16 protein-coding genes are annotated in these 23508 nt (G+C 40.5%); 7 read left to right on the top strand and 9 right to left on the bottom strand.

Annotation, left to right across the window (positions count from 1 at the left end; translation table 11 throughout):
* Positions 1-19 precede the first annotated feature (19 nt).
* Positions 20-844 carry a metallophosphoesterase gene (locus BV375_RS35440; protein ID WP_086769336.1) on the bottom strand — a complete coding sequence of 275 codons (825 nt, stop codon included), beginning with the start codon at positions 842-844 and terminating at the stop codon, positions 20-22.
* A 25-nt stretch (positions 845-869) separates the two neighbouring features.
* Positions 870-2165 carry a phospholipase D-like domain-containing protein gene (locus BV375_RS35445; protein ID WP_243714150.1) on the bottom strand — a complete coding sequence of 432 codons (1296 nt, stop codon included), beginning with the start codon at positions 2163-2165 and terminating at the stop codon, positions 870-872.
* A 599-nt stretch (positions 2166-2764) separates the two neighbouring features.
* On the opposite strand from BV375_RS35445, the gene BV375_RS35450 reads away from it, so the two are divergent.
* The 5 genes from BV375_RS35450 (at position 2765) to BV375_RS35470 (ending at position 9813) form a co-directional block, all read left to right on the top strand.
* A complete protein-coding gene (locus BV375_RS35450) occupies positions 2765-4057 on the top strand; it encodes a glycosyltransferase family 2 protein (protein ID WP_086769339.1) in 1293 nt (430 codons plus the stop codon).
* Between the two features lie 10 nt (positions 4058-4067).
* Complete coding sequence (locus BV375_RS35455; RefSeq protein WP_086769341.1) at positions 4068-5054, top strand: glycosyltransferase family 2 protein; 987 nt, start codon at positions 4068-4070, stop codon at positions 5052-5054.
* Between the two features lie 160 nt (positions 5055-5214).
* A complete protein-coding gene (locus BV375_RS35460; RefSeq protein WP_086769398.1) occupies positions 5215-7086 on the top strand; it encodes a glycosyltransferase in 1872 nt (623 codons plus the stop codon).
* A gap of 522 nt (positions 7087-7608) precedes the next feature.
* The gene (locus tag BV375_RS35465) at positions 7609-8853 is read left to right on the top strand and encodes an acyltransferase (RefSeq protein ID WP_086769343.1); all 1245 of its coding nucleotides are present in this window, start codon (positions 7609-7611) and stop codon (positions 8851-8853) included.
* 288 nt (positions 8854-9141) lie between these two features.
* Complete coding sequence (locus BV375_RS35470; RefSeq protein ID WP_086769345.1) at positions 9142-9813, top strand: phosphoribosyltransferase; 672 nt, start codon at positions 9142-9144, stop codon at positions 9811-9813.
* On the opposite strand, the gene BV375_RS35475 is transcribed toward BV375_RS35470, so the two are convergent.
* The 4 genes from BV375_RS35475 to BV375_RS35490 all read right to left on the bottom strand — a co-directional run bounded on the left by BV375_RS35475 (position 9810) and on the right by BV375_RS35490 (position 17596).
* Positions 9810-11228 carry a pyridoxal-dependent decarboxylase gene (locus BV375_RS35475; RefSeq protein ID WP_208099242.1) on the bottom strand — a complete coding sequence of 473 codons (1419 nt, stop codon included), beginning with the start codon at positions 11226-11228 and terminating at the stop codon, positions 9810-9812. The two genes, BV375_RS35470 and BV375_RS35475, sit on opposite strands and share 4 nt — an antisense overlap.
* A 323-nt stretch (positions 11229-11551) precedes the next feature.
* Positions 11552-15709: a CHAT domain-containing protein gene (locus tag BV375_RS35480; RefSeq protein WP_086769349.1), complete on the bottom strand. Its 4158-nt coding sequence runs from the start codon at positions 15707-15709 to the stop codon at positions 11552-11554.
* Positions 15710-15739: 30 nt separating this feature from the next.
* Complete coding sequence (locus BV375_RS35485; protein ID WP_086769351.1) at positions 15740-16753, bottom strand: SDR family oxidoreductase; 1014 nt, start codon at positions 16751-16753, stop codon at positions 15740-15742.
* A gap of 135 nt (positions 16754-16888) precedes the next feature.
* On the bottom strand, positions 16889-17596 hold the full coding sequence (locus tag BV375_RS35490; RefSeq protein ID WP_086769354.1) for an ROK family protein: 708 nt from the start codon (positions 17594-17596) through the stop codon (positions 16889-16891).
* 700 nt (positions 17597-18296) lie between these two features.
* Here BV375_RS35490 and BV375_RS35495 point away from each other — a divergent pair.
* Positions 18297-18527: an EF-hand domain-containing protein gene (locus BV375_RS35495; RefSeq protein WP_086769356.1), complete on the top strand. Its 231-nt coding sequence runs from the start codon at positions 18297-18299 to the stop codon at positions 18525-18527.
* Between the two features lie 117 nt (positions 18528-18644).
* On the opposite strand, the gene BV375_RS35500 is transcribed toward BV375_RS35495, so the two are convergent.
* Positions 18645-20234 carry a DHA2 family efflux MFS transporter permease subunit gene (locus tag BV375_RS35500; protein WP_086769358.1) on the bottom strand — a complete coding sequence of 530 codons (1590 nt, stop codon included), beginning with the start codon at positions 20232-20234 and terminating at the stop codon, positions 18645-18647.
* Positions 20218-21627 carry an HlyD family secretion protein gene (locus BV375_RS35505; protein WP_086769360.1) on the bottom strand — a complete coding sequence of 470 codons (1410 nt, stop codon included), beginning with the start codon at positions 21625-21627 and terminating at the stop codon, positions 20218-20220. The genes BV375_RS35500 and BV375_RS35505 overlap by 17 nt, the downstream gene beginning before the upstream one ends.
* A 197-nt stretch (positions 21628-21824) precedes the next feature.
* Here BV375_RS35505 and BV375_RS35510 point away from each other — a divergent pair, with 197 nt between their 5' ends.
* The gene (locus tag BV375_RS35510; protein WP_086769362.1) at positions 21825-22436 is read left to right on the top strand and encodes a TetR/AcrR family transcriptional regulator; all 612 of its coding nucleotides are present in this window, start codon (positions 21825-21827) and stop codon (positions 22434-22436) included.
* Between the two features lie 388 nt (positions 22437-22824).
* On the opposite strand, the gene patD is transcribed toward BV375_RS35510, so the two are convergent.
* Positions 22825-23226 carry a heterocyst frequency control protein PatD gene (gene patD, locus BV375_RS35515; protein WP_086769364.1) on the bottom strand — a complete coding sequence of 134 codons (402 nt, stop codon included), beginning with the start codon at positions 23224-23226 and terminating at the stop codon, positions 22825-22827.
* Positions 23227-23508 lie beyond the last annotated feature (282 nt).

The following is a 23508-nucleotide window of genomic DNA, read 5'->3' on the forward strand; positions in this document are numbered from 1 at the left end:
TGATCTTTGAGCGTCAATATTAAACCAAAGCGATCGCTGTTACTTCGGGAGGACAATACCAGCGTCCAGGCGGAAAAGTTCCCAAACCACGATTAACATAAAGCTTGTTTGTACCTACCCAATGTAAACCTTGGCTCCATTGCCAATTTTTCACGACTTTCGGCCATTTCCCTTTTAAAAAGGGTATCCAAGGCCAAAGGAATTCGGGAATTTTATGACGAGATGAATAAATCCAGTGAGGTACAGAACCAACTCCTGGAATCACTATTTGGCCCCCGTGAGTATGTCCTGAAAGTTGTAAATCCACGCGCCATTTTTGTAATGCTTCGGCGCTATCTGGATTGTGAGATAACACAATTCGAGGCGTGTTGACATCTATTTGCCGCATTACTGATGCAGGGTTAAACTCAGGTGACCAATAATCAGGAAGTCCTACTAATGCTAACTCAGGGCCTAGAGGATAGGCTACTTGATTCCAAAGAACTTGAATTCCCACAGCAGTTAAAGCACCAGTTATTTCTGCTTTAGAGGTAGGCAAATATAGGTCATGATTTCCTAAAACTGCATAAATACCAGCGCGACTTTCTAAGCTTTTCAACCGTTTTACTAGTTGATGTATTGGTTTGGGGCTATGAGTAACAAAGTCACCTGTAAGTACTACTAAATCAGGCTGAAGTTGATTGCTTGTATTTATTGCTTGTGCTAAAAGTTCTTCAGATAACAGCAGCCCATCATAATGTAAATCTGACATCTGTACTATCTTAGAATTCCGTAATGACTTAGATAGTCCCGAAATTTCTATATTTAAATATTCGGTACTTAAAGGCTCTGAAAGTAATTTCATTTTTTAAGTATTGAACTAAAGGTAGTTATAGCTGCCAACGAAAGAAAAGAGTTAGCCAACCTAACACTCGCTGCCAGATAGGCCTAGCTTTCCATTCTGTTATAGTTACGCGATCGCTTCTGCTAATTCCATAAGCAAAGAATTGCTCGACTAATTGCGCTAATTCTGGTTCAGATAAGGAAAGCTGAAGCTCATCATTGTGGAAAAGGCTGCGAGGGTCTAAGTTGGTACTGCCGGTACTGACAAAATTGTCATCGATCAGCAATACTTTGGCGTGCATCATACTAGGCTGGTGCTCATAAATTTCGATTCCTGCTGCTAGTAATTTGGCGTACCCTTCACGTACTGCATAGTAGATTAATTTTTTGTCGTTGTGGAATCCCATAGTTAAAATACGTACATCTATGCCTCTTTTCTTTGCTGCCAACAGCGCTTGACGAGCATTGTGATCTGGGAGAAAGTAAGGACTAGCCAGCCAAATCCGCTGTGTTGCTGCTAAAAAACTAGTGTAAAAAAGGGCACAAACAGTAGAACTAGCAGCCGGTGAGCTACTCGGTGTGACTAGGACAGTTGCACCACCCATAAAAGGTGATTTGAATAGTTTTGGCTTAAGACTAGCCACTCCTCCCTCGTAAAGCCAGTGTTGCATGAAGATCCCTTCTAGGGTAACGACGATTTGTCCAGTGAAGCAAACCTCCAAATCGAGCCAGGGATCTGTAACTTCTTTTTTTTGGACACCATCCCAGTGATCGGAAACTCCCATACCTCCGACAAATGCAACTTCCCCATCTATTAGTAGCAATTTGCGGTGGGTGCGGATGTTGTAAGTGAGAGGAGCTTTCCAAGTAAACTCATGAAAGAATCGCACAGCAACACCCGCAGCTTTGAGTTGTTGCCAGTAATCTTGAGATATTGTTGTTACCCCTAAGCTATCAGCGATAAATAGTACCTCAACTCCAGCCTGCGATCGCTCCGCCAACGCTGCTGCAAATTCGTCAGCGCGACGACCAGGAGTCATAAAAAATGTTTCAAAGTGAATTGTACTTTGGGCACGCTGAATTGCTTTTAACCTAGCTGTATAAATATCGTCAATCTCAAACCAAAAGTTTGTAAACTCCCCTTGCGTAATCAATGAGTTAGATACACTCATCATCGCCACAGGAAAGTCAGGTTCAGTTAATCCTGGAACATCTGTTATTCGATAGTTGATTTTTTTATGGAAAGCTCCTGTCAAGTAAAGGATAAATAAAACAATAAAAATTAATACTAGTAGTAACTCACTACTTAGCCAGGTTAAGCCACGCAAAAATTCTATATTCAAGATTTAAATTCAAAATTCTACTCATATCAATTCTACGTAAAGTTGTATACCTTAATCCTAGTTTTTTCGCTAATAGCTTTAGTGAAAAGCTGCTGTCTAAAAAATATTTGAGAAATAAATAAAATCATTCCTTAGATAGATACATATATGTGAGTATTTTCGCCCATTAGGTAGAACGCAGGAAGTTACTAGATTTTGGGAAACTAATTAGACAGAAAAAGTAATAGCAACCTCAGTACTCAAAACTAAAAGAACTTATCGCTTATGCTTGGTAATAGCACCATCGAAACAAAAATTGTGAGGTTAATAAGCATATATTTACAGTATAATTAATATTATTATATGTGTATTTAAAGCTACATAAAATGTTTATAAATTCAATTTGTTTCTAATAATACAAATTTATTTAATAATTTTCCTGTTCTTTAGATAGAGGCCTGCATATCTTTAGATAGAAGACATCAAAAATCAATTACGATAAATTTTGGAAATCTTTTCTCTTAAATTTAAAAATCACATTTTGGAGATTTGAAAATCGTCATATCAAGTCATGTTTAGATGTTTATAAATTAAGTTTCCAAAACCAAGATATAAAATTTATGAGGAGTGTCAAAGTAGCTACTGTTATTGTTACTTGGAACAAGCTACATCATATCTGCTTGCTGATTGAAGATATTAATAAACTGAATTCACAACATTTCCAACTAGATATCTATGTTGTAGATAACGGTTCAACGGATAGTACTCAAAATTACTTAGAGCAGCACTATTCTTCTTCGATCAAAGTTTTGCAAACAGGTAGCAATTTAGGCGGTTCTGGTGGATTTTCTTATGGTTTACAATTTGTTAGTCAGCTTGAATATGATTACATCTGGCTACTTGATAATGATGTTCGTCTAGATCCGTTAGCTCTAGAGACACTAGTTCAAACTTTACAAAACCATCCTGAAGTAGGATTAGTTGGTTCTCAAATTCGTAAGCTACAAGAACCAAATACAATTCAAGAAGTAGGCAGTTTTATTAACACAACAAAAGCACACCTGAAAACCAACTTCGGTAACTATAGTAACATTTCAAATGAGGAAATCCTCAAGGGTAGAGCTTACATTAATGTAGATGTTTGCGCAGCAGCATCGTTATTAGTGCGTAAAGAAATTGTCCAGCAAATAGGATTGTTTGAAGATTACTTTTTGCATTTTGATGATGTAGAGTGGTGCTTGCGAGCCAAGCAGGCTGGTTGGATTGTGGCAGTGAATCCAGATTCAATTGTTTGGCACCATTCACCTGATTTTAAATGCAGACCCTGGGTTAATTATTACGATGAGCGCAATCTTTGTTACTGTTGGCAAAAACATCGGCCTAGCTTGGTATTAAAAAGAGTCGTTGTGAGTTTGCCACGTCTAGTTTATTACGCTGCAACAGGGAGGTACTTTCTAGCTGAAGTTTCCCTTACAGGTTTTCAAGACTTTCTTGCAGGTATTCGAGGGAAGATGCCAAGATCACTAAACTATACTGAGTATTCTTTAGATGAAATTCTTAATCAGCCAGCTAAAGTTTTTGTACAATCTAACATTTATCAAGATGATTTACAAAGCCAAGTTTTAAACAAGATGCAGGTAGAGCACGAACTTACTTTGTGGCATCCACCTCAACAATTAGTTAAATATCTTTGGCTATGGTTACTCGCATTTTTTAAAAAGCCAATAGATATAGCTCTCATTAGCTATCAACAACCCAAACTTTACGTTCTTAATTTGGCAAAGCAAGTTTACTATTTTACAGGTAATGGTTACGTACCTGTGGCAATTAATCTTTTAGGTTTAATCCAGGCAGTTACTCAAACTATCAGCCAAATTTGGCAGATATACTGGCAAGTTCGCAAACTAACTTAAGTTATCACAAATGCCGAATATAGCACCTAATTTAGCATTTCCCTTAGTTTCAATTATAATTTGTACGAGCGATCGCCATCATTTTTTAGAGAAAGCACTTAAATCACTCGAACTCCTAAGCTACCCAGATTTTGAAGTCATTGTGATTGACTCTTCATCAACAACGCACACAAGTGAAATAGTCCATAGCATAACTAACAAAAATAGCTTAAGAGTAAAGTTATTAAAAGTTAAGCCTCTCAATCTTAGTTACTCCCGTAATAGAGGAATCAAATTAGCATCAGGCGCCATAATTGCTTTTTTTGATGATGATGCCATTCCGCCGTCGGAATGGTTAGAAAAATTGCTATTTAGCTATTCCCTACATGGAGACAATTGCGCTGCGGTTGGCGGTGCAGTTAGAGATTTAACTCGTCCCGGTCATCCTCTACAGTTTTGTCGTGGTATTACCAATCTTTTCAGCAAAACAATTACAATTCGTTCAGCTGATGCTGTGGATCATAACGAAGCAAACGGCTTTTGGTTTAACAGTTTAATGGGTACTAATTCATCTTTTAGGAAAGATTTACTGGAGGAAATCAACGGCTATGATGAATTTTTTGATTACTTTCTCGATGAAACTGATGTTTGTTTACGTCTAATTCAAGCTGGGTATGAGGTTCATTATGCTGATGTTACTGTAAATCACTATCCTCAACCTAGCCATAATCGCATCGACCAAAAGCATCTTACTTGTTGGTATTCCCTAGCTAAAAATACAACTTACTTTGCTTTTAAGCATGGGTTTAAAAAATTTCCATTTTTAATCTTTGTAACTCATTTAATATTACTCATAACCCATCGTTGTCTACTAAGAATACTGCGTCTAAAATTTACACACCATCTTCCAATTTCAACTTTAATAAAATACATTCAGCAAACTTTTCACGGAATTCGTATTGGCTGGAATGCTGGAATAAGCCTGAATAAAGTCAATTTTAGTGAAGAGACATGTTAGCTCTCCTAAAATTATCCTGTTTTTATTTCACTTGTGTATTTGTGGTGTGGGTAAAGTGAAGCTGTTGAAGCCTACTTAAAAACTACGATAATTACTGACACTTCTAATATTTTAATAATTTTCTATAAAATTCAGAAATTCTAAGATGGAGAAATTAAAAATGACCGAGGTTATTATCAACCCAAAAGTAGAATCGAAAAACGCTCTAACTGCTGTTAAACTGCAAAATATTGTCTTGCCAAATACAGATATTTGTACTACAGAAGAACTTTTTTTAAGAAGAAACTTTAAGTGTTTGCTGAATTATGAGCAAAATAGAATTGAGCTTAAGCAAGGTGGAATCATAAAATTTGATACTTATTTTAATAGTTTTTCTGCCCATAAATGGCAAGCATATACAAAGGTTAAAACAGTCAACATCAACTTAAGTTTGCAGGGAAAGTTTCAAATTAAGCTTTTACAAGCTGATTACTTTTCAAAATCGGTGAGCTTAGTTAATCAAGCAGTAATTACTAGTGGTAACTTAGATAACGTTGATGTATTCCATGATATAGAAATTAAAGCATATAAAGGATTGCTCTATCTTGAAATTGAAGCTTTAGAAGATAATTGTATTTTTACAGGTGGTTACTTTGATGCCAAAATTAATAATTTATCAGAGATAAATGAGAAAATTGCTATTGTTATATGTACATATAAAAGAGAAGAATATATTTATAAGAATATTCAATTATTAGAAAAATATCTATTTATTAATCCGGATTTAGCAAACAAATTTGAAATATTTGTGATTGATAATGGCAGAACATTAAATAATTTTCTAAATCCTAAGGTTCATTTAATACCTAATAAGAATACGGGGGGTAGTGGTGGTTATACTAGAGGGATTTTGGAAGTTTTAGAACATAAATCAGACTTTTCTTATATCATATTTATGGATGATGATGTTGTCGTAGCGCCGGAAGCTTTTGAAAGAATTTATAATTTTCAAAGAATTATTAACGATAAAAGCTTATGTATTGGTGGCAGCATGTTAAAGCTGGACAATAAATATGTTCAGCATGAAAATGGAGCAATCTGGGATGATGAAATTGTGAGAATCAAGCCTGATATTGATCTTAGAATCTTAAAAAACGTATTATTCAATGAGGTTGAAGAGCACATTAATTATAATGGCTGGTGGTTATTTTGCTTTCCTACAAAAATTATAGATAATTTTAATCTGCCATATCCATTTTTTGTGAGAGGTGATGACATAGAATTAGCAATCAGATTAAAACAGAGGATTGTAACTTTAAATGGTATATGTGTATGGCATGAATCATTTGAAAATAAGTCTTCTCCTGCATCACAGCATTACTATTCTATCAAGAATGAAATGATTTTAAGTATTATTTACTCTGATAAATTCAGTAAAATTAGTGCAATTAAAAAAATTTTTAAATTTAGTCTTAAGGAAGCTTTTTGTTATAAATATAAAACTGCAAATTTAATTCTACAGGCAGCCTCAGATCTTTTAAATGGTCCTTACTATTTAAAAACAATCAATCCTGAAGATAAAAACTTAGAAGTTTTACGTATGACAGAGAAAGCTGTTAAAAAACCAGAGCTACCTTTTGTTTATGGTAAGTATGAAAAAAGCATTGAGGAGAGAGAGGATAGTTTGCATCGTTGGCTAAGGCTAATAACATTAAACGGTCATCTTTTGCCTTATTTTTTATTTCATAAACAAAATAAGTTATCTGAGAAGGGATATACAATTGTTCCGACATATGGATATAGACCTATTAATTTTTTTAGAGCTAGGAAAGGTTTGTACTATAACATAAATACCCATGAAGGTTTTGTAGTAATAATCTCTCGAGTAGAATTTTTTAGAATTCTTGTTAAAACAATAAGAATATGTTTACAAATGGCAGTTAAATTTTCTCGATTGAAGCAACTTTATAGACAAACATTACCTGAACTTACTAATAAAGCTTTTTGGGAAAGCTATTTAGGGATTAATAAATCTTCTGACGAGCGTTGTTAGTTTATTTTTAAATAATCCAAGTTCCACATTAATTTTGTAACAATTTTTCAAGTACACAACTCCTATTTAATTTTTGAAGAAAGCTACGAAACAACACGGTAAGGCGAACAAGCCTAATAGGAATGATAAGCCGGAATTTACTAACTGGCACATTTCTAGTCGGAGTGTGTCAGTAATAGTCAAAAGAGGAAATAGCACTTCATATCAAGTTGTGTTTGATCGTATTATTTCCTCGTAAGCCATTGTAGTAGCGACCTTAGCTCCAAAGACTAACTTTGGCAACTTAGTATCATGCTTCCAAATGGCGCATGAGTAAGGAATGAATATATCTAACTCTCAAATACAAGTCTGTGGCTCCTAGCCTCATATTCAAAAGATGCTTAGACCTGTTACAGCTTCTCGCATATTAGGACACAAAGAATTAAAGGAAAAACTTTGGTGTAGCCTCGTAAAGAAATAGTATTACCTTTATAGATATAGCTAATCGAACAATAATTATTTATTTGTGTCAATAAAATTTATATGAAACAAACTAACCATTTGGATACGCTACTAGCTCTACGGGGTTTTGCTTGTTTAATGGTAGTTATTCTTCATTGTAATCCTCCTAGAAATTCAATTATTTATCAGAACTATGATTTTAGTTGGATTATTTTAAGTCATGGATTTGTAGCAGTTTGGATTTTTTTTGTTCTATCTGGTTATCTTATGGGTAAAGCATTTTATGCCGAGCGCTACACATTTGATTTGCCTGGTGTGATTAACTTTTGGCGGAATCGTATCCTGAGAATTCTTCCGCTTTATTATTTTGTTATATTAATCTGTATTTTATTTGTTTATCCTAATTTATTAAAAATTGAAAATTGGGGTAATTTAGTTAGATTATGTACTTTTACATATAATTCTTCCCTAGAATTAAAATCTGATTTAGCTTTTAATGGAGTTATTTGGTCACTGTCAACCGAGGTACAATTTTATATACTAGTTCCGTTTATATACAGTTATTTTAAGAATTGTCTATGGAAAAAAAAACAAGTATTGTTAGCCCTGCTTTCAATATTTACTTTGACATTTTTTATTCGTTGTATATTCTGGATTAGCATAAAGCATGAAATTACTGATAAATTTACATATATGTTTAAATACTGGTATGCGCCACTAATTACAAATTTAGATTTGTTTATTTGTGGTTTTTTGATAAATGCTTGGATAAAAAATCAGCCATCCACAAAATCTCCATCTCAACTTAAATGCTTAATTAAGCAAGCATTTAAGTTGAGTAAATTATCTAAGAAAACTCTTTCTATAATCTTTTTATTTTTTTTATATTTATTTACAGCCTACCATTTATATTATCAAGAATTATGGAATTTACCTGAGCACTTAGGTAAAGGAATTAGAACTACTACAACATTTTTTATTTTACAACCTTTAACTGCATTGGTTGTGTCTTTTTTTATATTAGCGTTTGAATCAGAAACTTATAATTCTTTTATTAAAAATGAAAAACTGTCATTTGCTACAATCTTGAGAAATCCACTAAGAATTATGGAAGTGTTTGGCAATCTATCTTATGGAGTTTATGTATGGCATTGGCCGATATTACACAATATTTCACCAATATTTACATCAACCATACCTATAGAGGCATTTTATGCCAGATTGACGGCAGCACTAATTTTATCAATTGTCCTAGCAACAATAACTTATTACTTAGTTGAATTGCCGTTTGGCAAACGAAAAATTTATCAACAGCCAGGCAATTAAACTATAAAATATAAAAGGAAATAGACTCTCATTTTGGCGTAATTATAAAGAAGAAATGCAATTTAAAAAGTATTAATTAAGCTTTAAAGATGCTTTATAGAGTTAAGCTTAAATTGTAGGGTGCATCAAGATTTTAAGCTTCAGTTAAATACCCCCTAAATAATAATGAACTCATACTTTAGATAGGTACATATTTGAAAATGTCGCACCATTAGTAAGAGGGCAGAAAGTTTTGAGCTTTTTAAAATCGGGTCAGAAGAGAAAAATACTAGCAACAACTCATTACTCATGCTATTCCAAGACCGAACTTCGGCAGGTCAGTTGTTAGCTCAAGATTTGGCAACCTATGCTAACCGCCCAGATGTGCTGGTACTAGCTCTACCAAGAGGTGGCGTACCAATTGCCTTTGAAATTGCCAAAGCATTAAATGTGGTATTAGATGTTTTGTTAGTACGCAAACTGGGTGTACCAAGTCAACAAGAATTGGCAATGGGAGCGATCGCTTCTGGTGATGTTCAAATAGTCAATCAAGATATTGTTCGCGATTTCAATCTCTCAGAGCAAACAATTGCCAAAGTTGCGACGCAAGAATTCCAAGAACTAAAGCGACGAGAACAGCTTTATCGTGGGAATCGTCCTTTTCCAGAACTGCAAGGAAAGACAGTAATTTTGGTAGATGACGGTTTAGCAACAGGTGCAACCATGTTGGCTGCAATTATCGCAGTACAAAAACAGCAACCTGCTCGGATTGTAGTTGCAGTACCCGTTGCCGCATCACCAGCCTACGAACAATTGGCAGACAAAGTAGACGAAATGGTTTGTCTATCGACACCCACACCTTTCTACAGCGTTGGTCAGTGGTATGAACGCTTTGGGCAAACTACAGATGATGAAGTTCGCGACTTGCTAAGAAAAGCTACAAATCGCCATCAACCCCTATCCCTTGGGACTCTTAGTTAAATACCCTCACTTGCATCAGCTATTTGGCAGATTAATTCCCAAGCTTGCTTTACATTCAACATTTCGGTTGTTGCTTGTCCAATTGACATTCGTAAAGTGACTTTTTGCTCAAGCTTGGTGGAAATCAGGTAACTTTTACCGGAAGAGTTGAGATTGTTGACGATCGCTTGATTGATTTTGTCACCGCCTTTGTGCCGAAAACACACCAAATTTAGCGGCGGATTTACAGCCAACTCAAAGCGCGAATCTGATTTTACCCACTCAGCAAACTCTTGGGCTAAGGCTATATGCTTACGGACATAGTGTTGTAAGCCTTCAATTCCGTAATGGCGAATCACAAACCAAAGCTTGAGGCTGCGGAATCTTCGCCCTAAGGGAATTTGCCAGTCTCGATAGTCAATTACCGCGCCTGATTCGCTAGCTTGATTTTTCAGGTATTCGGGCATGATGGAGAGAGATTGAATCAGCTTGGCGCGATCGCGCACGTAAAAGCAAGTGCAATCAAAGTTAGTCATCATCCATTTATGAGGGTTGAAGCAATAGCTATCAGCTAACTCCAACCCCTGATGAATCCATCGAAACTCAGGACATAATGCGGCTGTACCACTCATTGCCCCATCAACATGAAACCAGATATTGTATTTTTGAGCGATCGCTCCCAACTGCGGTAGAGGATCAATCGCATTAGATGAAGTTGTCCCGACAGTAGCAGCTAGATAAAACGGAGTTAACCCAGCTTGAAGATCTTTTTCTATGCACTGCTGTAGTGCTTCTGGATTCATCGCATAATCTGCATCAACTTCTATGTAGCGCAAATTTTCCTTGCTGATTCCGGCAATCTTTGCTCCTTTCTCAACTGAAGAATGCGCCTGCGTAGAAGTGTAAGCAACTAATTTACTAATATCTGCTTTTGCTTGTTCTCTGGCTGCTACCAAAGCCACAAGAGTTGCACTGCTAGCTGAATCTTGAATTACTCCTCCCCCTGTTTGAGTAGATTTGAAATGCAAGGGTAACTTCAGCATATCGACTAGCCAATCGAGAACATGAGTTTCTAATTCAGTACAAGCTGGCGAAGTAGCCCACAACATTCCCTGCACACCCATTCCTGCACTTAATAATTCTCCCAAAATTGAAGGTGCAGAAATTCCAGAAGGAAAGAAAGCAAAGAAGTTAGGAGACTGCCAATTTGTCAATCCTGGGACTATGATTTCATCAATATCTTTTAAGATATCTGCAAAAGATTCGCCCTGCACAGGTGCAGTATTTGGTAACTTTGCTCTGGTATCGCCAGGTTCAACTTGCGAAAGAACAGGCAGTTTTTCAACGTTCTCTAAATAATCGGCTATCCAATCAATGGTTTTATATCCCCAATGGCGAAATTCTTCTGGAGACATGTGGTAGTTCGGCTGTTCCATACTTTTTATAGCAATCCTATTTGAATTATGAGATTTTTGGCGTTGCTGAATCAGAAGATGAAATCCCAAAATTACGTTTCTTTTTCTTTGTACCTTTGCGTCTTTGTTTGAGACTAAATACAGCTTTGCATTAATTCGTAGAGTTTTTAAATGCAGAGTCACGCGGAGTCAGCGCAGCGAAAAGTTCCTCGAAGCCGGGTTTCCCGGCGTAGGAAACTTTTCAAGACAAAGGGACGCGGAGCATTTCTCAGATTAATTTGTTACGAACTTGTGTAATCCTGTATTCAGGGCTTTCTTTTTACAGCGTCGCCGACAGGAGAAGCTTATTCAGACTCCCCAATTAGTGTAAAGGCTGCCCAGGCAATGGGATTTGGATACTGCTTTTTGACGATCAACATAGCTTGTCGCAAAGCTTGTGCTTTATCTGGATTTGTTTTCAAGTGTTGATAAAATGCCATCATTAAATCTGCTGTAGGGGCATCTGGTACTGACCAGAGTGAGACAATCACACTCGGTACTCCAGCGGAAATTAGCGATCGCGATAGTCCAATTACGCCATCGCCTGTAACTCTCCCTCTCCCCGTATCGCAGGCACTCAGGACTACTAATTCTGCCTGCAACTTCAGATCTAAAATTTCATCTGCTGTTAGCAAGCCGTTATCTTTGCCAGCAGGTGCTAAAGCGATCGCTCCCGGTACGCCTAACCCATTAAAGTCATTTAATAAGCCGTGAGTGGCTAGGTGAACCATGCGAGCCGTACTCATGCGTTGCAACACTGTAGCTTTTGTTGCCCGATCCCCAGTAAGAAAATCAGTATGGAAGAGTTGGGCGATCGCACTTGCTTCTGATTCTGCTCCAGGTAATGAAGGTAACGGTTCTGCGGATTTCCCTGGTTCTTGTACAATACTGGGCATCGTAGGATTACCAACAATTAGGGTATTGCCTTCAGAATTTGCAGAATCCTGCTTGTGTTCTTGCTTGCGCGTCAACTCGAGTACTTGAATTGAAGGTGCTGTTAATATCGTGTGCTGCTCTACTAAATACTGATTATTTGCATCAAGCAAGGCAGGAAAGGGCACTAAAAACAACGGGCCTTGAGGCAGGAAAATTACCCGTTGATTTGGATTGGTAGGTAACAGGTTGGCGATGGGTGCGATGAGTTGTTCGTGTAACTGCCGCAGTTGTAATTTCATCCGCACTGGGTCGGCAGCGAAAGCTAGATGACTAGTTGATGGGGAGGAATCAGCAGGCTGGGCATCAACACCGCCTCTACGGATGGTTGCCAGAAGATTATTAACGGGTTCGACAAAACCGCCACGGGTTGCTTGAGCGATCGCTTGAGTGGGTTGACTAGGCTCTGAGGTTGCCAAATTTACTTTACGGAAGGTAATATTACCACTTGGTTGGACAACCCAGATATATAGGGTTTGCTCGTTAATGATGGAATACTCTACCAAAGTTGCGTTTTCAGCTTTAGCAATCTCCCGAATTTGAGCAAGGTTAAGAGCATGGATTTCTGCGGTGTCAGTATTTTTACTGTCAGCAGAAGTTAAGCGTTTAGATAGTAATTCTACAAAAGCACGTGCCCGTCCCCGTTCGGCAGCTTCTAAAGCAGCATCGGTCTTATTTTGGGCAATGCGGCTTTGTTGCAGCAGGCGGTAGGTTTTGGTTTGAGTATCAAACAGGGAAACATTCTCGCGATCGCCCAAACCAGAACGCAAAACATCGAGAATTTCTACGGCGCTAGATAAAGCAGTTTCAGCGGCTTGGGGTTGCTTGTTTTTTAATAACACTTCTCCTAGTTCGCTCAGGGTGATACCTTCCTGTTCGCGATCGCTTACAGACCGATGAATCTCTAAGGCTTGCTGTAAGGTTTCTATGGCTTGCGGCAGTTTATCCTGGGCTGCATAGGCTAACCCCAATTCCCGGAGCGTTATTCCTTGGTCGGGACGCACGCCGATTGACGTTTGAATCAGGAGTGCTTGCTGAAAGGAATCCATTGCCTGGGTAAACTGTCCTTGCTGCACTCGATCACTGCCGATACTCGTTAGAGTTTTGCTTACGGATAGCAACTCACCCATTTCCTGCTGCATTGCCAGAGCTTGCTGATGGTTCTCCATTGCCTCGGCGTAGCGTTTTTGTTCGTGGTAGATATTGCCAATTTGCGTAAGTGCATTTGCCTGTGGACGACGACTACCTATTTCTTGACCGAGTTTACGTGCTTGTTGCAGTATTTCCAGAGCGCGATCATACTGTCCTAAAGTTCTATAAGACCGACCCAGCCATACTAAAACTTCCGCTTCATCGGGACGAGCGCCCATTTCTTCATATATTTTTTGCGCCTGCTGCCGTTTTTCTAAGGATAGAGCATAGCGCCCTTGCGACCAGTCAACATTTGCTAACTTGCCTAGCAGAACTGCTTCGTTTTTGCGATCGCCGTTTTCTTTTGCTAAGGCTAGCGCTCGTTGGTAATGCTCCAGCGCTTTCGCAAAGTCTCCCTGATTCTCATAGAAAAAGCCAATATTGCCTAGTTCGTTAATTGGCTTAATTCCAAGAGATTCAGAGATTTTCAGAGCTTGCTGAAAGTATTCTAAGGCTCGCCGATGGTCGCCTTGATAACCATAGATAACACCGATGTTATCAAGAGTTGTAGCTTCTGCACCTCTAGCATTAATCTGTTGAGCAATCTTCAAAGCTTTTTGGCGATATTCCAGCGACTTGTTATAGTCCCCTTGCTCTTGATAAGCATAGCCGATGTTATTGAGCGTCAAACTTTGTTGAAAGCGATTACCCAATACAGTCAAAATCTCAAGTACCTGCTGAAAACTGCTCAGTGCTTTGGCATAATCGCCAGTGTTAAGGTAAACAAAGCCAATATTATTGAGTGTAGCTACTTCACGTTCGCGATCGCCTAAGCTTCGAGCAATGGCTAAAGCTTCCTGGTGCTGCTTCATCGCTTCAGCATAGCGTCCCACATGGCTATAGCTGCCGCCAACGTTATTAAGAGCCGTCGCTTTGGCAGTACGAGCGCTTTGCAAACACATATCTCGCTCATACTGAGAGTAGCTATTTGCAGAAATGCCAGGAAGATAACTACAAAATCGCTGCATTGCTTTGTTATCTTGTGCTTCGATGCCATGCAATGCCTCGTCCACAATAGCTAACGCCTGTTGGCGGTATTCCAGTGCCCGAAGATACTGCCCTTGTTGAGCGTAAATATCGCCGAGATTGCCTAAAAACGCTGATTCCATGTTGGCATCACCGATGTGTTTAGCGATCGCCAAACCCTGTTCATACTGCTGTACAGCAGTTGCAAACTTTCCTAGGTCACTATAAATAATTCCCAGCAAAGGCATTAGCCTAGCCTCTTGTGCAGGGTTTTTAAGTTGCTGCCGCACAATGGCGAGTGCTTGCTGCGCTGACTCCAAGGCTTGAGAATACTCACTGCGCGTCTCATATATTCCTGCGAGCAGTTGCAGAATCATCGCTTCTTCCGCAGGATTGTCCCCAAGCTGTCGTTGAATTGCTAAGGCCTCTCGGTAATTTGTAATTGCTTTCTCAGTCTGCCCTAAGTCATTGTAGTAACTGGCAATCTGTTGGAGCTTTCCTACTTCAAGCTTGAGGGGATTTTCGGTAGTCAGGCGATCGCGGTTCTCGCGTACTACTGCTAGTGCTTGCTGTTCTGCCTTTAGTGCTTCATTAGGTTGATTGAGTCTTCCCAAGGCAGTGCCGATATCGCCATATGCAAAGGAAATGTTAGAAATCGCTTGGCTTTCTAAATTAGCATCCTTGAGATTGCGTCCAATAATTTGGGCTTGTTGTAAAGGTTCTAGAGATTGCTGGCTAACCTTCAGTGCGTCTTGATAAGCTCCTGCATCGATCAGCGTTTCTGCCTGGAACAAGTAATTTAGCCCAATTGCCTCCATTGCCCAGCCTTCTGCTTGACGGTCTTGTATTTGCTGGGCAAGGCGATATGCTTGTTGCCTTGCTTCTAGCGATTTTTTAAAGGCTGCTAATGCGTCTTTATTAGCTCCTGCTTCCCTTCTGTCGGAGCCAAGCAGCTGATAGCTGTACCCCAAACGGTTGAATGCTCTAATTTGGGCTTTTGGATCGTGTAAATTTCTGGCGATCGCTAATGCCTGCTGAAAAGCATCAACTGCCTGAGGATACTGCTTTTTGGTAATGTATGTATTGCCGATATCAATTAAATGTTGAAATTGTTGTTTTTGATTGTCAGCTGGTGCGCTATTTTCTGAGCGATCGCTCTTAGGTATTCTCCGATCTAAGGTGGTTTGAGCCACACTAGAACGATCGTTAGCTGCAAAAAACAGACAAGCAAATAAGCACAAAGACAAAGGCAGTAGCCGCAGCGATTGTATCCTGAGTAGGAAATTCTTTCTCTCTGAGGGGATCAAACTTGTTCTCCGATCGCAGAATGAGGAATAGGAAATTGGGAACTTTTGCTGATTGCTTGTTCCCATTTCTTTATTCCTCAATTTTAAGACTTGTATTTACACATCATTCCTACCCCATAGTCCCACAAGTGCAGCAAAACCCAAGGCAGCAAATGCTAAAGCGCCCCATTTCAGCGGGGGATTTTTATCCAAATTATCTAAGACACTTGGGATTGCTAATTGTCTGAAGTCACCTTCAACTTTGTCATAGCCTTCAATTGGCTCAAAAACATTGTTTGGCGCATCTTCTGATTTTGGCTCATTGGTACGCTGTCCTTTAAAAGCGATCGCCAATAATAAAGAATCAGCTAAGGGTGGTGAAATGCGTTGCACAAAGTCTAATATCTTGCCCGCGTCCCCAACCACAAAATCACGGGTGGGATGTTCAGCTGCATAGAGAATGGCATCAGCAACCAAACTAGGTTGGTAATATGGGGGAACTCCCGTCGGCTTTACCCCCAATTTAGAGCCAACTTTATTGTAGAAAGGTGTGTTGATTGTCGCAGGCAGGATTGAAGTAACGCTAATCGGCCATTTCTCGTGTTGTAACTCAACACGCAAAGCATCAAGGAATCCTTCCAAACCATGCTTTGCAGCAGAGTAAGGGCTTTGTAGAGGCAAACTCCGCCTACCTTCCATTGAAGAAATATGAATTAACGCCCCCCGCCCCTCTTGCTTGAGATAAGGTAGTGCTGCCATTGCCCCATATACCTGTCCCATCAAGGTGACATCAACAACTCTGGCAAACTCCTCTGGTGTAATTTTCTCGAAAGGAGCAATGATACCTGTAGCGGCAGCATGAACCCAAGTATCGATTCTGCCGTATTCTGCTACAGTTTTATCCGCGATCGCCTTTACCTGCTGAAAGTCACTCACATCTGCAACTACATAGGTTGCTGTACCGCCCAAATTCCGAATCTCATCTACCAAAGACTGAAGCCCTGGTTCGCTACGGGCAGAAACTACAACCTTTGCACCGCGTTCGGCAAACTTCACCGCTGCATCACGCCCGATCCCACTAGAAGCCCCAACGATGGCTACCACTTGCTGATTAATTGGTTTTAATTGCATGGTTAATCATTCTTAATCTTTCCCTTCTATGAATAGATGTGATTTGTGCTTGCTACATCTCTCGCCAGGCTTACGCCAGAGGGGATGAGGGACTGTGGGAGATAAGGGAGAATAATTTGGACAAATGACAAACGACTAATTTCGCCACAAAGCAATCCCACCCAATAAACCAGTGATATTAGGGATGAGTTTGACATTTAAGGGTAGCTGAAGATTTACCTTGACAGCTTCACCACCGCCAATGTAGAGGCAATCGTAATTGAATAGATGTTGCAAAGATGCGATCGCTTTTTCTAAACGTCTATTCCATTTTTTCTCACCAATTTTTTCTAAAGCCGCCCGTCCCAACTGTTCTTCGTAAGTCTCACCTTTGCGAAACTGATGATGACCCATTTCCATATTCGGCACCAGCTTACCATCGATAAATAAAGCTGAACCAAATCCTGTACCTAAGGTAATCACTAATTCCAAACCTTTACCAGATATAGCCCCAAGCCCCTGCATATCTGCATCATTAATTACTCGTACAGGCTTGTTTAACTGCTTTGCTAAGGCTGTTTGTAAATCAAAACCGATCCATTCCTTGTCTAAGTTTACCGCCGTCTCTGTCACTCCATAGCGCACTACACCAGGAAAACCTACCGACACGCGATGAAATTCACCTTGAGAAGCAGCTAAGACTACAATCGCATTAATGACCGTCTCTGGTTTAGCAGGTTGGGGTGTATCTAAACGCGCTCTCTCCGTTAAAGGATGTCCGGTAATATCCAGTACCATAACTTTGACACCGCTACCGCCAATATCAACCGATAGAGTGCGAATTGAGCCATTATCTTCAACCATTGATTTTTCTCCTCGCCAATATGCGCTACATGGTTATTATGCTCTGCCAGATCTGCTTAGGGTGCAGATGTTTTGAGAGTCTTCACAAGTTCAAAAATTTTGGGTGAGGAGTGATACCAATTCAAAATTCAAAATTCAAAATTAAGAAAGTGAGACTCAGTATAGGTTTTAGAGTTTAAATCTGTATCAGATTTTTAGTGAAATGGTATGACCTACTATAGCTACTACTCCACCCGATTGATTTTGACAGGTTACGATTGTTCAGATCCCCGACTTTTTCAAAAAGTCGGGGATCTATGACCTCTCATAATTTGTTTGGCGGACTATTTGTTTATTATGTCAACAACGGGCAAAGTTTCTTTGGCAATGTTGCTAAGGGACTTCCAGAAAATAAATTATCCAATTTACTTCAGATAATATTTTTCTTTCTCCCCCTGCTCCCTGACACCTGCCCCCTGCTGCCAATCTTAAAGTGAAACGGTATTAGTTGAACTGTGCTGTGGCAGAGCATAGTCTTTTGCCTTCAAGAATCATCCCAAGGCGGTGAAATTTTTGCGTTGATAGGTAGAAGGCAGCAACGATTTTAAGATTTAAACTAAACTTTGGGTGTGAGTAAGAAGATTAGAGATTTTTCTTGCTAAGAACATTACTAAATACGCCCTTTTCTCTCATATTTTAGTTACTTTGAGCAAAAAAAATTATGGCAACCGAACAAGAGCTTCAATCTCTTTTTAATACCTTGGATACAGATCGAGATGGCAAAGTTTCCATAAACGAGCTTTTTTTAAGCCCTGGCTTAAGTGCAATCATCTCAGCAGAAACAGGCGTCAGTAGCCCCCAGGAGTTGTTAAGTATGTATGGCGATCAAGACGGTAGTATCACCTTTGAACAGTTAAAGACAGTTGTTGAGTCAGCTGGAAATTTGAACTAACAGTCAAAAACAAGGGTATCCTTCCCCACTCCATTCCGACCCCCAAAAAATCGCGCCCTATCTCCATATAGAAGGCGCGGTTTTTGGGTTATTGAGCTATCAACTGAACCGTATTGGCTAATGACCCACTGGTGCTTTTGCACCTGCTCCACCTTTACCCAAAAATAGCAACAAAGGCAACGAGCAAAGAAACGCTACTCCCACTACGCGAAATATATCTGCAAAAGACAAAACTGCTGCTTGGACATCTACTGTTTGACTGAGTATAGCCAGTGCTTGTTGTTGTGCGGTGGTTGCATCCATACCTTGGCTTTGCATCGCCCCAGTCAGTAAGTCAAGACGCTGATTTGTTTCTGGACTATAAGGGCTAAGGTTTGCTAATAAGATGGCTCGATGAAAAGCTTCGCGTTTGTCCAGTAAGGTAGTGAGAATCGCAATGCCAACGCTACCACCCAGCTGTCGCGTGAGGTTGTAAAAGCCCGATCCTGCTGAAACATCTTTTTTGGGAAGCGGGCCTAAAGTCGCCAAACTCAAAGGCAAAAACATGAGTACGGTAAAAGCTCCACGCCATACCAAAGGCCAAAATAAATCATCGGCTCCAGTTTGGGAAGTGAGTTTTGACAAATCAAACATCACCATAGCTGTGCCCACACCACCGATCGCAATTAAAATTCTGGCGTCGATTTTGGTAGATAATTTACCTAACATCACCATGACGATCGCAGATGCTAAAGCACCAGGAGCCAATAAAAGTCCTGTCTGAGTAGCGGTAAATTGCAGAATACTCTGAGCAAAAATCGGCACGGCAAATAGTGCACCATACAATCCCATCCCTACAACCGCAGATAAAACACTCCCCGCTGCTAAGGAACGGTGATGTAGCACTCTTAAATCGACAGCAGGATGAGGCGTTCTGAGTTCTTGCCAAATAAATAGTGCCAATCCCACAACGCTGGTAATAGCCAAGCTGGTGATGAAGCTGGAGGAAAACCAGTCATCACTCTCTCCTTCTTCTAAGAAGGTTTGTAAACAGCCAATCGCAAGTACTAAAAACCCGATCCCCAACCAATCGACGGCTTGGCTTTGTGCCTGACTATTGTCTTTATCTTTGGGTAAGAACATCCAACACATCGCCACAGCCAAGATGCCAAAGGGAATATTCACAAAGAAAATCCAGCGCCAACCTAAACCATCGGTGAGGTAGCCTCCTAAAGTCGGGCCAATGGCTGGGCCAGAAATCACTCCTACCCCAAAGACTGCTTGGGCTAAACCTTGTTCAGCGGGAGGAAATGTTTCAAATAAGATAGCTTGGGCTTTTGCTAGCAATCCCCCACCAAATAATCCTTGGGCAATCCGAGAGACAACAAGCATGGGGAGATTAATCGCTAGCCCACAGACAACTGAGGCGATGGTGAAGCCAATCAGCGAAAAAATAAAGTAGTTTTTTTTGCCAAAGTAATCTCCCAACCAAGCAGATAAGGGAATCATGACGACGTTGGCGATCGCATATCCGCTGACTACCCAGCCAATTTCACTCACAGTTGCCCCGAGGCTGGCTTGCATTGAGGTCAGAGCCACGTTGACAATGCTGGTATCAATCACTTCTAAAATTGCACCAAGGGCAGCAGAAAAGGCGATCGCCCACTTTAAGGGCCCCTGGATATAACCAGCTTGGTTAACATTGGAACGATTAATGTTTGTAGCCATATTTAGCTGGGGTAGTATTTACTGTCACCTTGACACTTAGCCCTGCCCGCAACTTATGTTGGGGATCGGCATCAGGATTAAAATTTAAACGTACTGGTAGCCACTGCACTACTTTGTTGAAGTTACCTGTGGCATTATCTGGCGGTAGAAGAGCGAAACTAGCTCCTGTAGCTGGGCTAATCCCCGCAACCGTAGCCCGAAAAACTTCACCTGGATAAGCATCAACTTCAATGTCTGCTGGCTCTCCGATATACAAGTTTTTTAGGGTTGTCTCTCTAAAATTCGCATCTACATAAATTTGCTCAGTGTCTAACGGCACTATCGAGAGTAAAGGCTGACCTGTGTCAACTTTTTGTCCGACTTGCGCTGTCAGCTTTCCCACATAGCCACTGAGAGGAGCTTGAATAACAGTGTATTTAATTTGTTGTCGAGCTAACGCCAAAGCGGCTGCGGCTTGTGCAACCTGTGCCTGCGCCTGCTTGGTTTGGCTCTTTTGCACTACAACTTTCTGCCCGGAAACCCGAGTTTCTGCCACCTGTCCTCTGGCAGCTTCAGCTTGAGCTAAGGCTTTTTGCAACTGAGCTTGAGCATTATTCACCTGAGCTTGGGCTTGAGCCACAGTTTGCTTGGCTGCGCTGAGGCTGGCTTGAGCATTCTCCCATGCTGCCCGCGCTGTATCGCGTTGCTGGGCGGCAATAGCTCCTTGTGCATATAAGGTTTCATAGCGCCGGAAGTCAGCTTGGGTTTTATTTACCTCGGTTTGCGCTTGCACCACCTTTGCCCGATTAGTATCTACCACCGCTTGAGCTTGGGTAACTTCGGCTTTGGCTGCGCTGACTGCCGACTGACTTGCAGTTAAGTTCGCTTGCGCCTGCTGTATTTGGGCGATGTTTGTTTGGCTAGTTAAGGGTACGGTATCCGCTGCACTTTGCAATTGAGCTTGGGCTGCGGCTAAATTCGCTTCTGCTTGTTGAACATTCAGATTTAGGTCTTCGTTTTCTAAGATAATTAGCGGCTGTCCGGCTTTGACATAATCACCTTCCTTCACCTGAATTTTCTGCACAGTTGCAGAGATTTTGGCGGCAATGGGAGAAACATGACCTTGAATCTGAGCATTATCTGTACTGATATGACTGTGTTGGAATTGCCACCACCGCCAACCGATGACTGTTGCTACTCCTAGGGTAATTACTCCCAGCACGAGTAACCAAGCGCGCCGTTGCCACAAATTAGAATTTTGCACGGGATCAGCAACAGATGGTGGGGGATCAAGCTCAACATCAGTCTCAAAGCTAGAGTTTTGAGTATCGTCTTGCTCTACATAGATATCGTTGACAGCATTAGTAGGAGGATCGAGATCGACATCAAGTTTGGCGGATTGATACTTATTCATTAATATTTATGCCGTCCTTTATCTATTCCCAGGAGGTAGCTTTCGCCATCAGGACATCAGAGCGATCGCTAGATTTAAAAGTAATTTTTTATCTATACGCTACGGTAGCGTATCGTATATAATTGGTCAAGGGAGCTGGAGATTGAGAAAATTTGCGCTAAATTGCTAAGATGTCCTAGCTTAGGGATGATGTGTTCATGAGTAAGCAGATTAATACCCCTACTGGACGCCCACGTAGCACCCATGCCGACCAAGCTATTATCAAAGCGACCTTGGATCTACTGGCTGAGGTAGGATATCAAAGCATGAGTATAGAAGCGATCGCTTCCCGCGCTGGCGTTGGCAAAACGACAATCTATCGGCGTTACACTTCCAAAGAAGAACTAGTTGCAGATGCAATTGAAAGTCTTAGGGCAGATTTAACGATTCCAGATACAGGTAGTTTCTGGGGAGATATGGATATTGCGATCAAGAATGCGGCGAAAAAAATCCTGAGTCCTCTTGGTCGTCAGACACTTGCCTTAATTATCAGTACCGCATCTAGCAATCCTCAATTTGCCCAAGTCTATTGGACAAAATACACCATGCCCCGTCGCGAAGCCTTTGCCAAAGTTCTGCAACGGGCAAAGTCTAGGGGTGAAATCGACGAAAATGCCGATGTCGATCTCATCTTTGATCTGCTGAGTGGGTCATTATATTACGCAATCATCTTTAAACCCACAGCCGAGCCAGTAGAAACTTATATGCACCGGACAATAAATCTTCTGCTTCAAGGTATTGGAACTGGGCAATTAACCAAATTTAGCTAACCTAAAATTTCACCCCACTCCTATTTAAGTGGTGAACCTTCTCGTAAACACAGGGAAAAAGAAGGGTGATATGGGGTAGCTCGTTTTTTCCCAAATCAAACCAGATTCATATATACTTTTTACAGAGAAAAATCTTATCTTCCTTTGGCAATATTTTCGCATAAGGTTTTGGAATATCTTAAAAGCTTTACTGATAAGAATTCCGGATTTTTATCATCAGGAAATGATATGAGATTCAGGAAAACTTTCCCGCATTTTTGCCAAAGGCGTGACAGAATCTCATTGCTCAGTCTGGATATTAACTGATTGTAGAACTTGTTGCCAAAATAGCTGTCAACAATCAGTTTTAGGTGGGATGATAAAGAAACAGAGAAAAGGGAATTAAGAATTATTGTTCCCCTGTATCTTCTGGTCGCAGGATAGCATCACAATATCGGATAAGAGTGGTCAAGCGATCGCTAATTATTTGCAGCCTCGCTTGTACAGTAGATTCTTGCCTTGCACCTTGGAAAAACATGATGTCAATTTCCAACAGGCGCAGCTGTTTGCTCATCTCTGTTAGATAAGACTGCTCTCTTGCGAAGTTCCAATCGGAGGAAGCCTCCGCTCGGACTTCGCGCTCCCGCGAGTCGACCTCGCTCAAAGGTACAATCTGCTGCACAAAAAATTGGTTTAAGGAGGCTAAACGCTGTCGGAGTTCGCTTGCATTGAGTTGAGTGTTTGAGACATCAGAGCGTAATTGCTCTAGCAAGCTCGCCAATACCTGATAATGATCTTTATTTAGAGACATCCAGTGCTAGTTAAGATAGTATTAATGTCAAGTAATTTTTCTTCTACAATAAACTTTCTTAAGCTCTTTTTAGAACTAGAAGCCTCAAATCCTGCTTTGAGGCTTCATTTGCCAGCACTATATTTTCGCAATGATGAAGCTAGAATTTCGCACTGGATGATTACCATAGACAATTAAGGAATCATCCTTACATGACTTTATCTAGGGTCTTTGGGCATGAGCATTTTCTACCGACGATGCTGTTAGTTTTGTCCTTCTTTGAACTTATCAACAGATCACCTC

Origin of the sequence: Nostoc sp. 106C, from assembly GCF_002154725.1 — a bacterium.
Lineage (GTDB): Bacteria > Cyanobacteriota > Cyanobacteriia > Cyanobacteriales > Nostocaceae > Aulosira.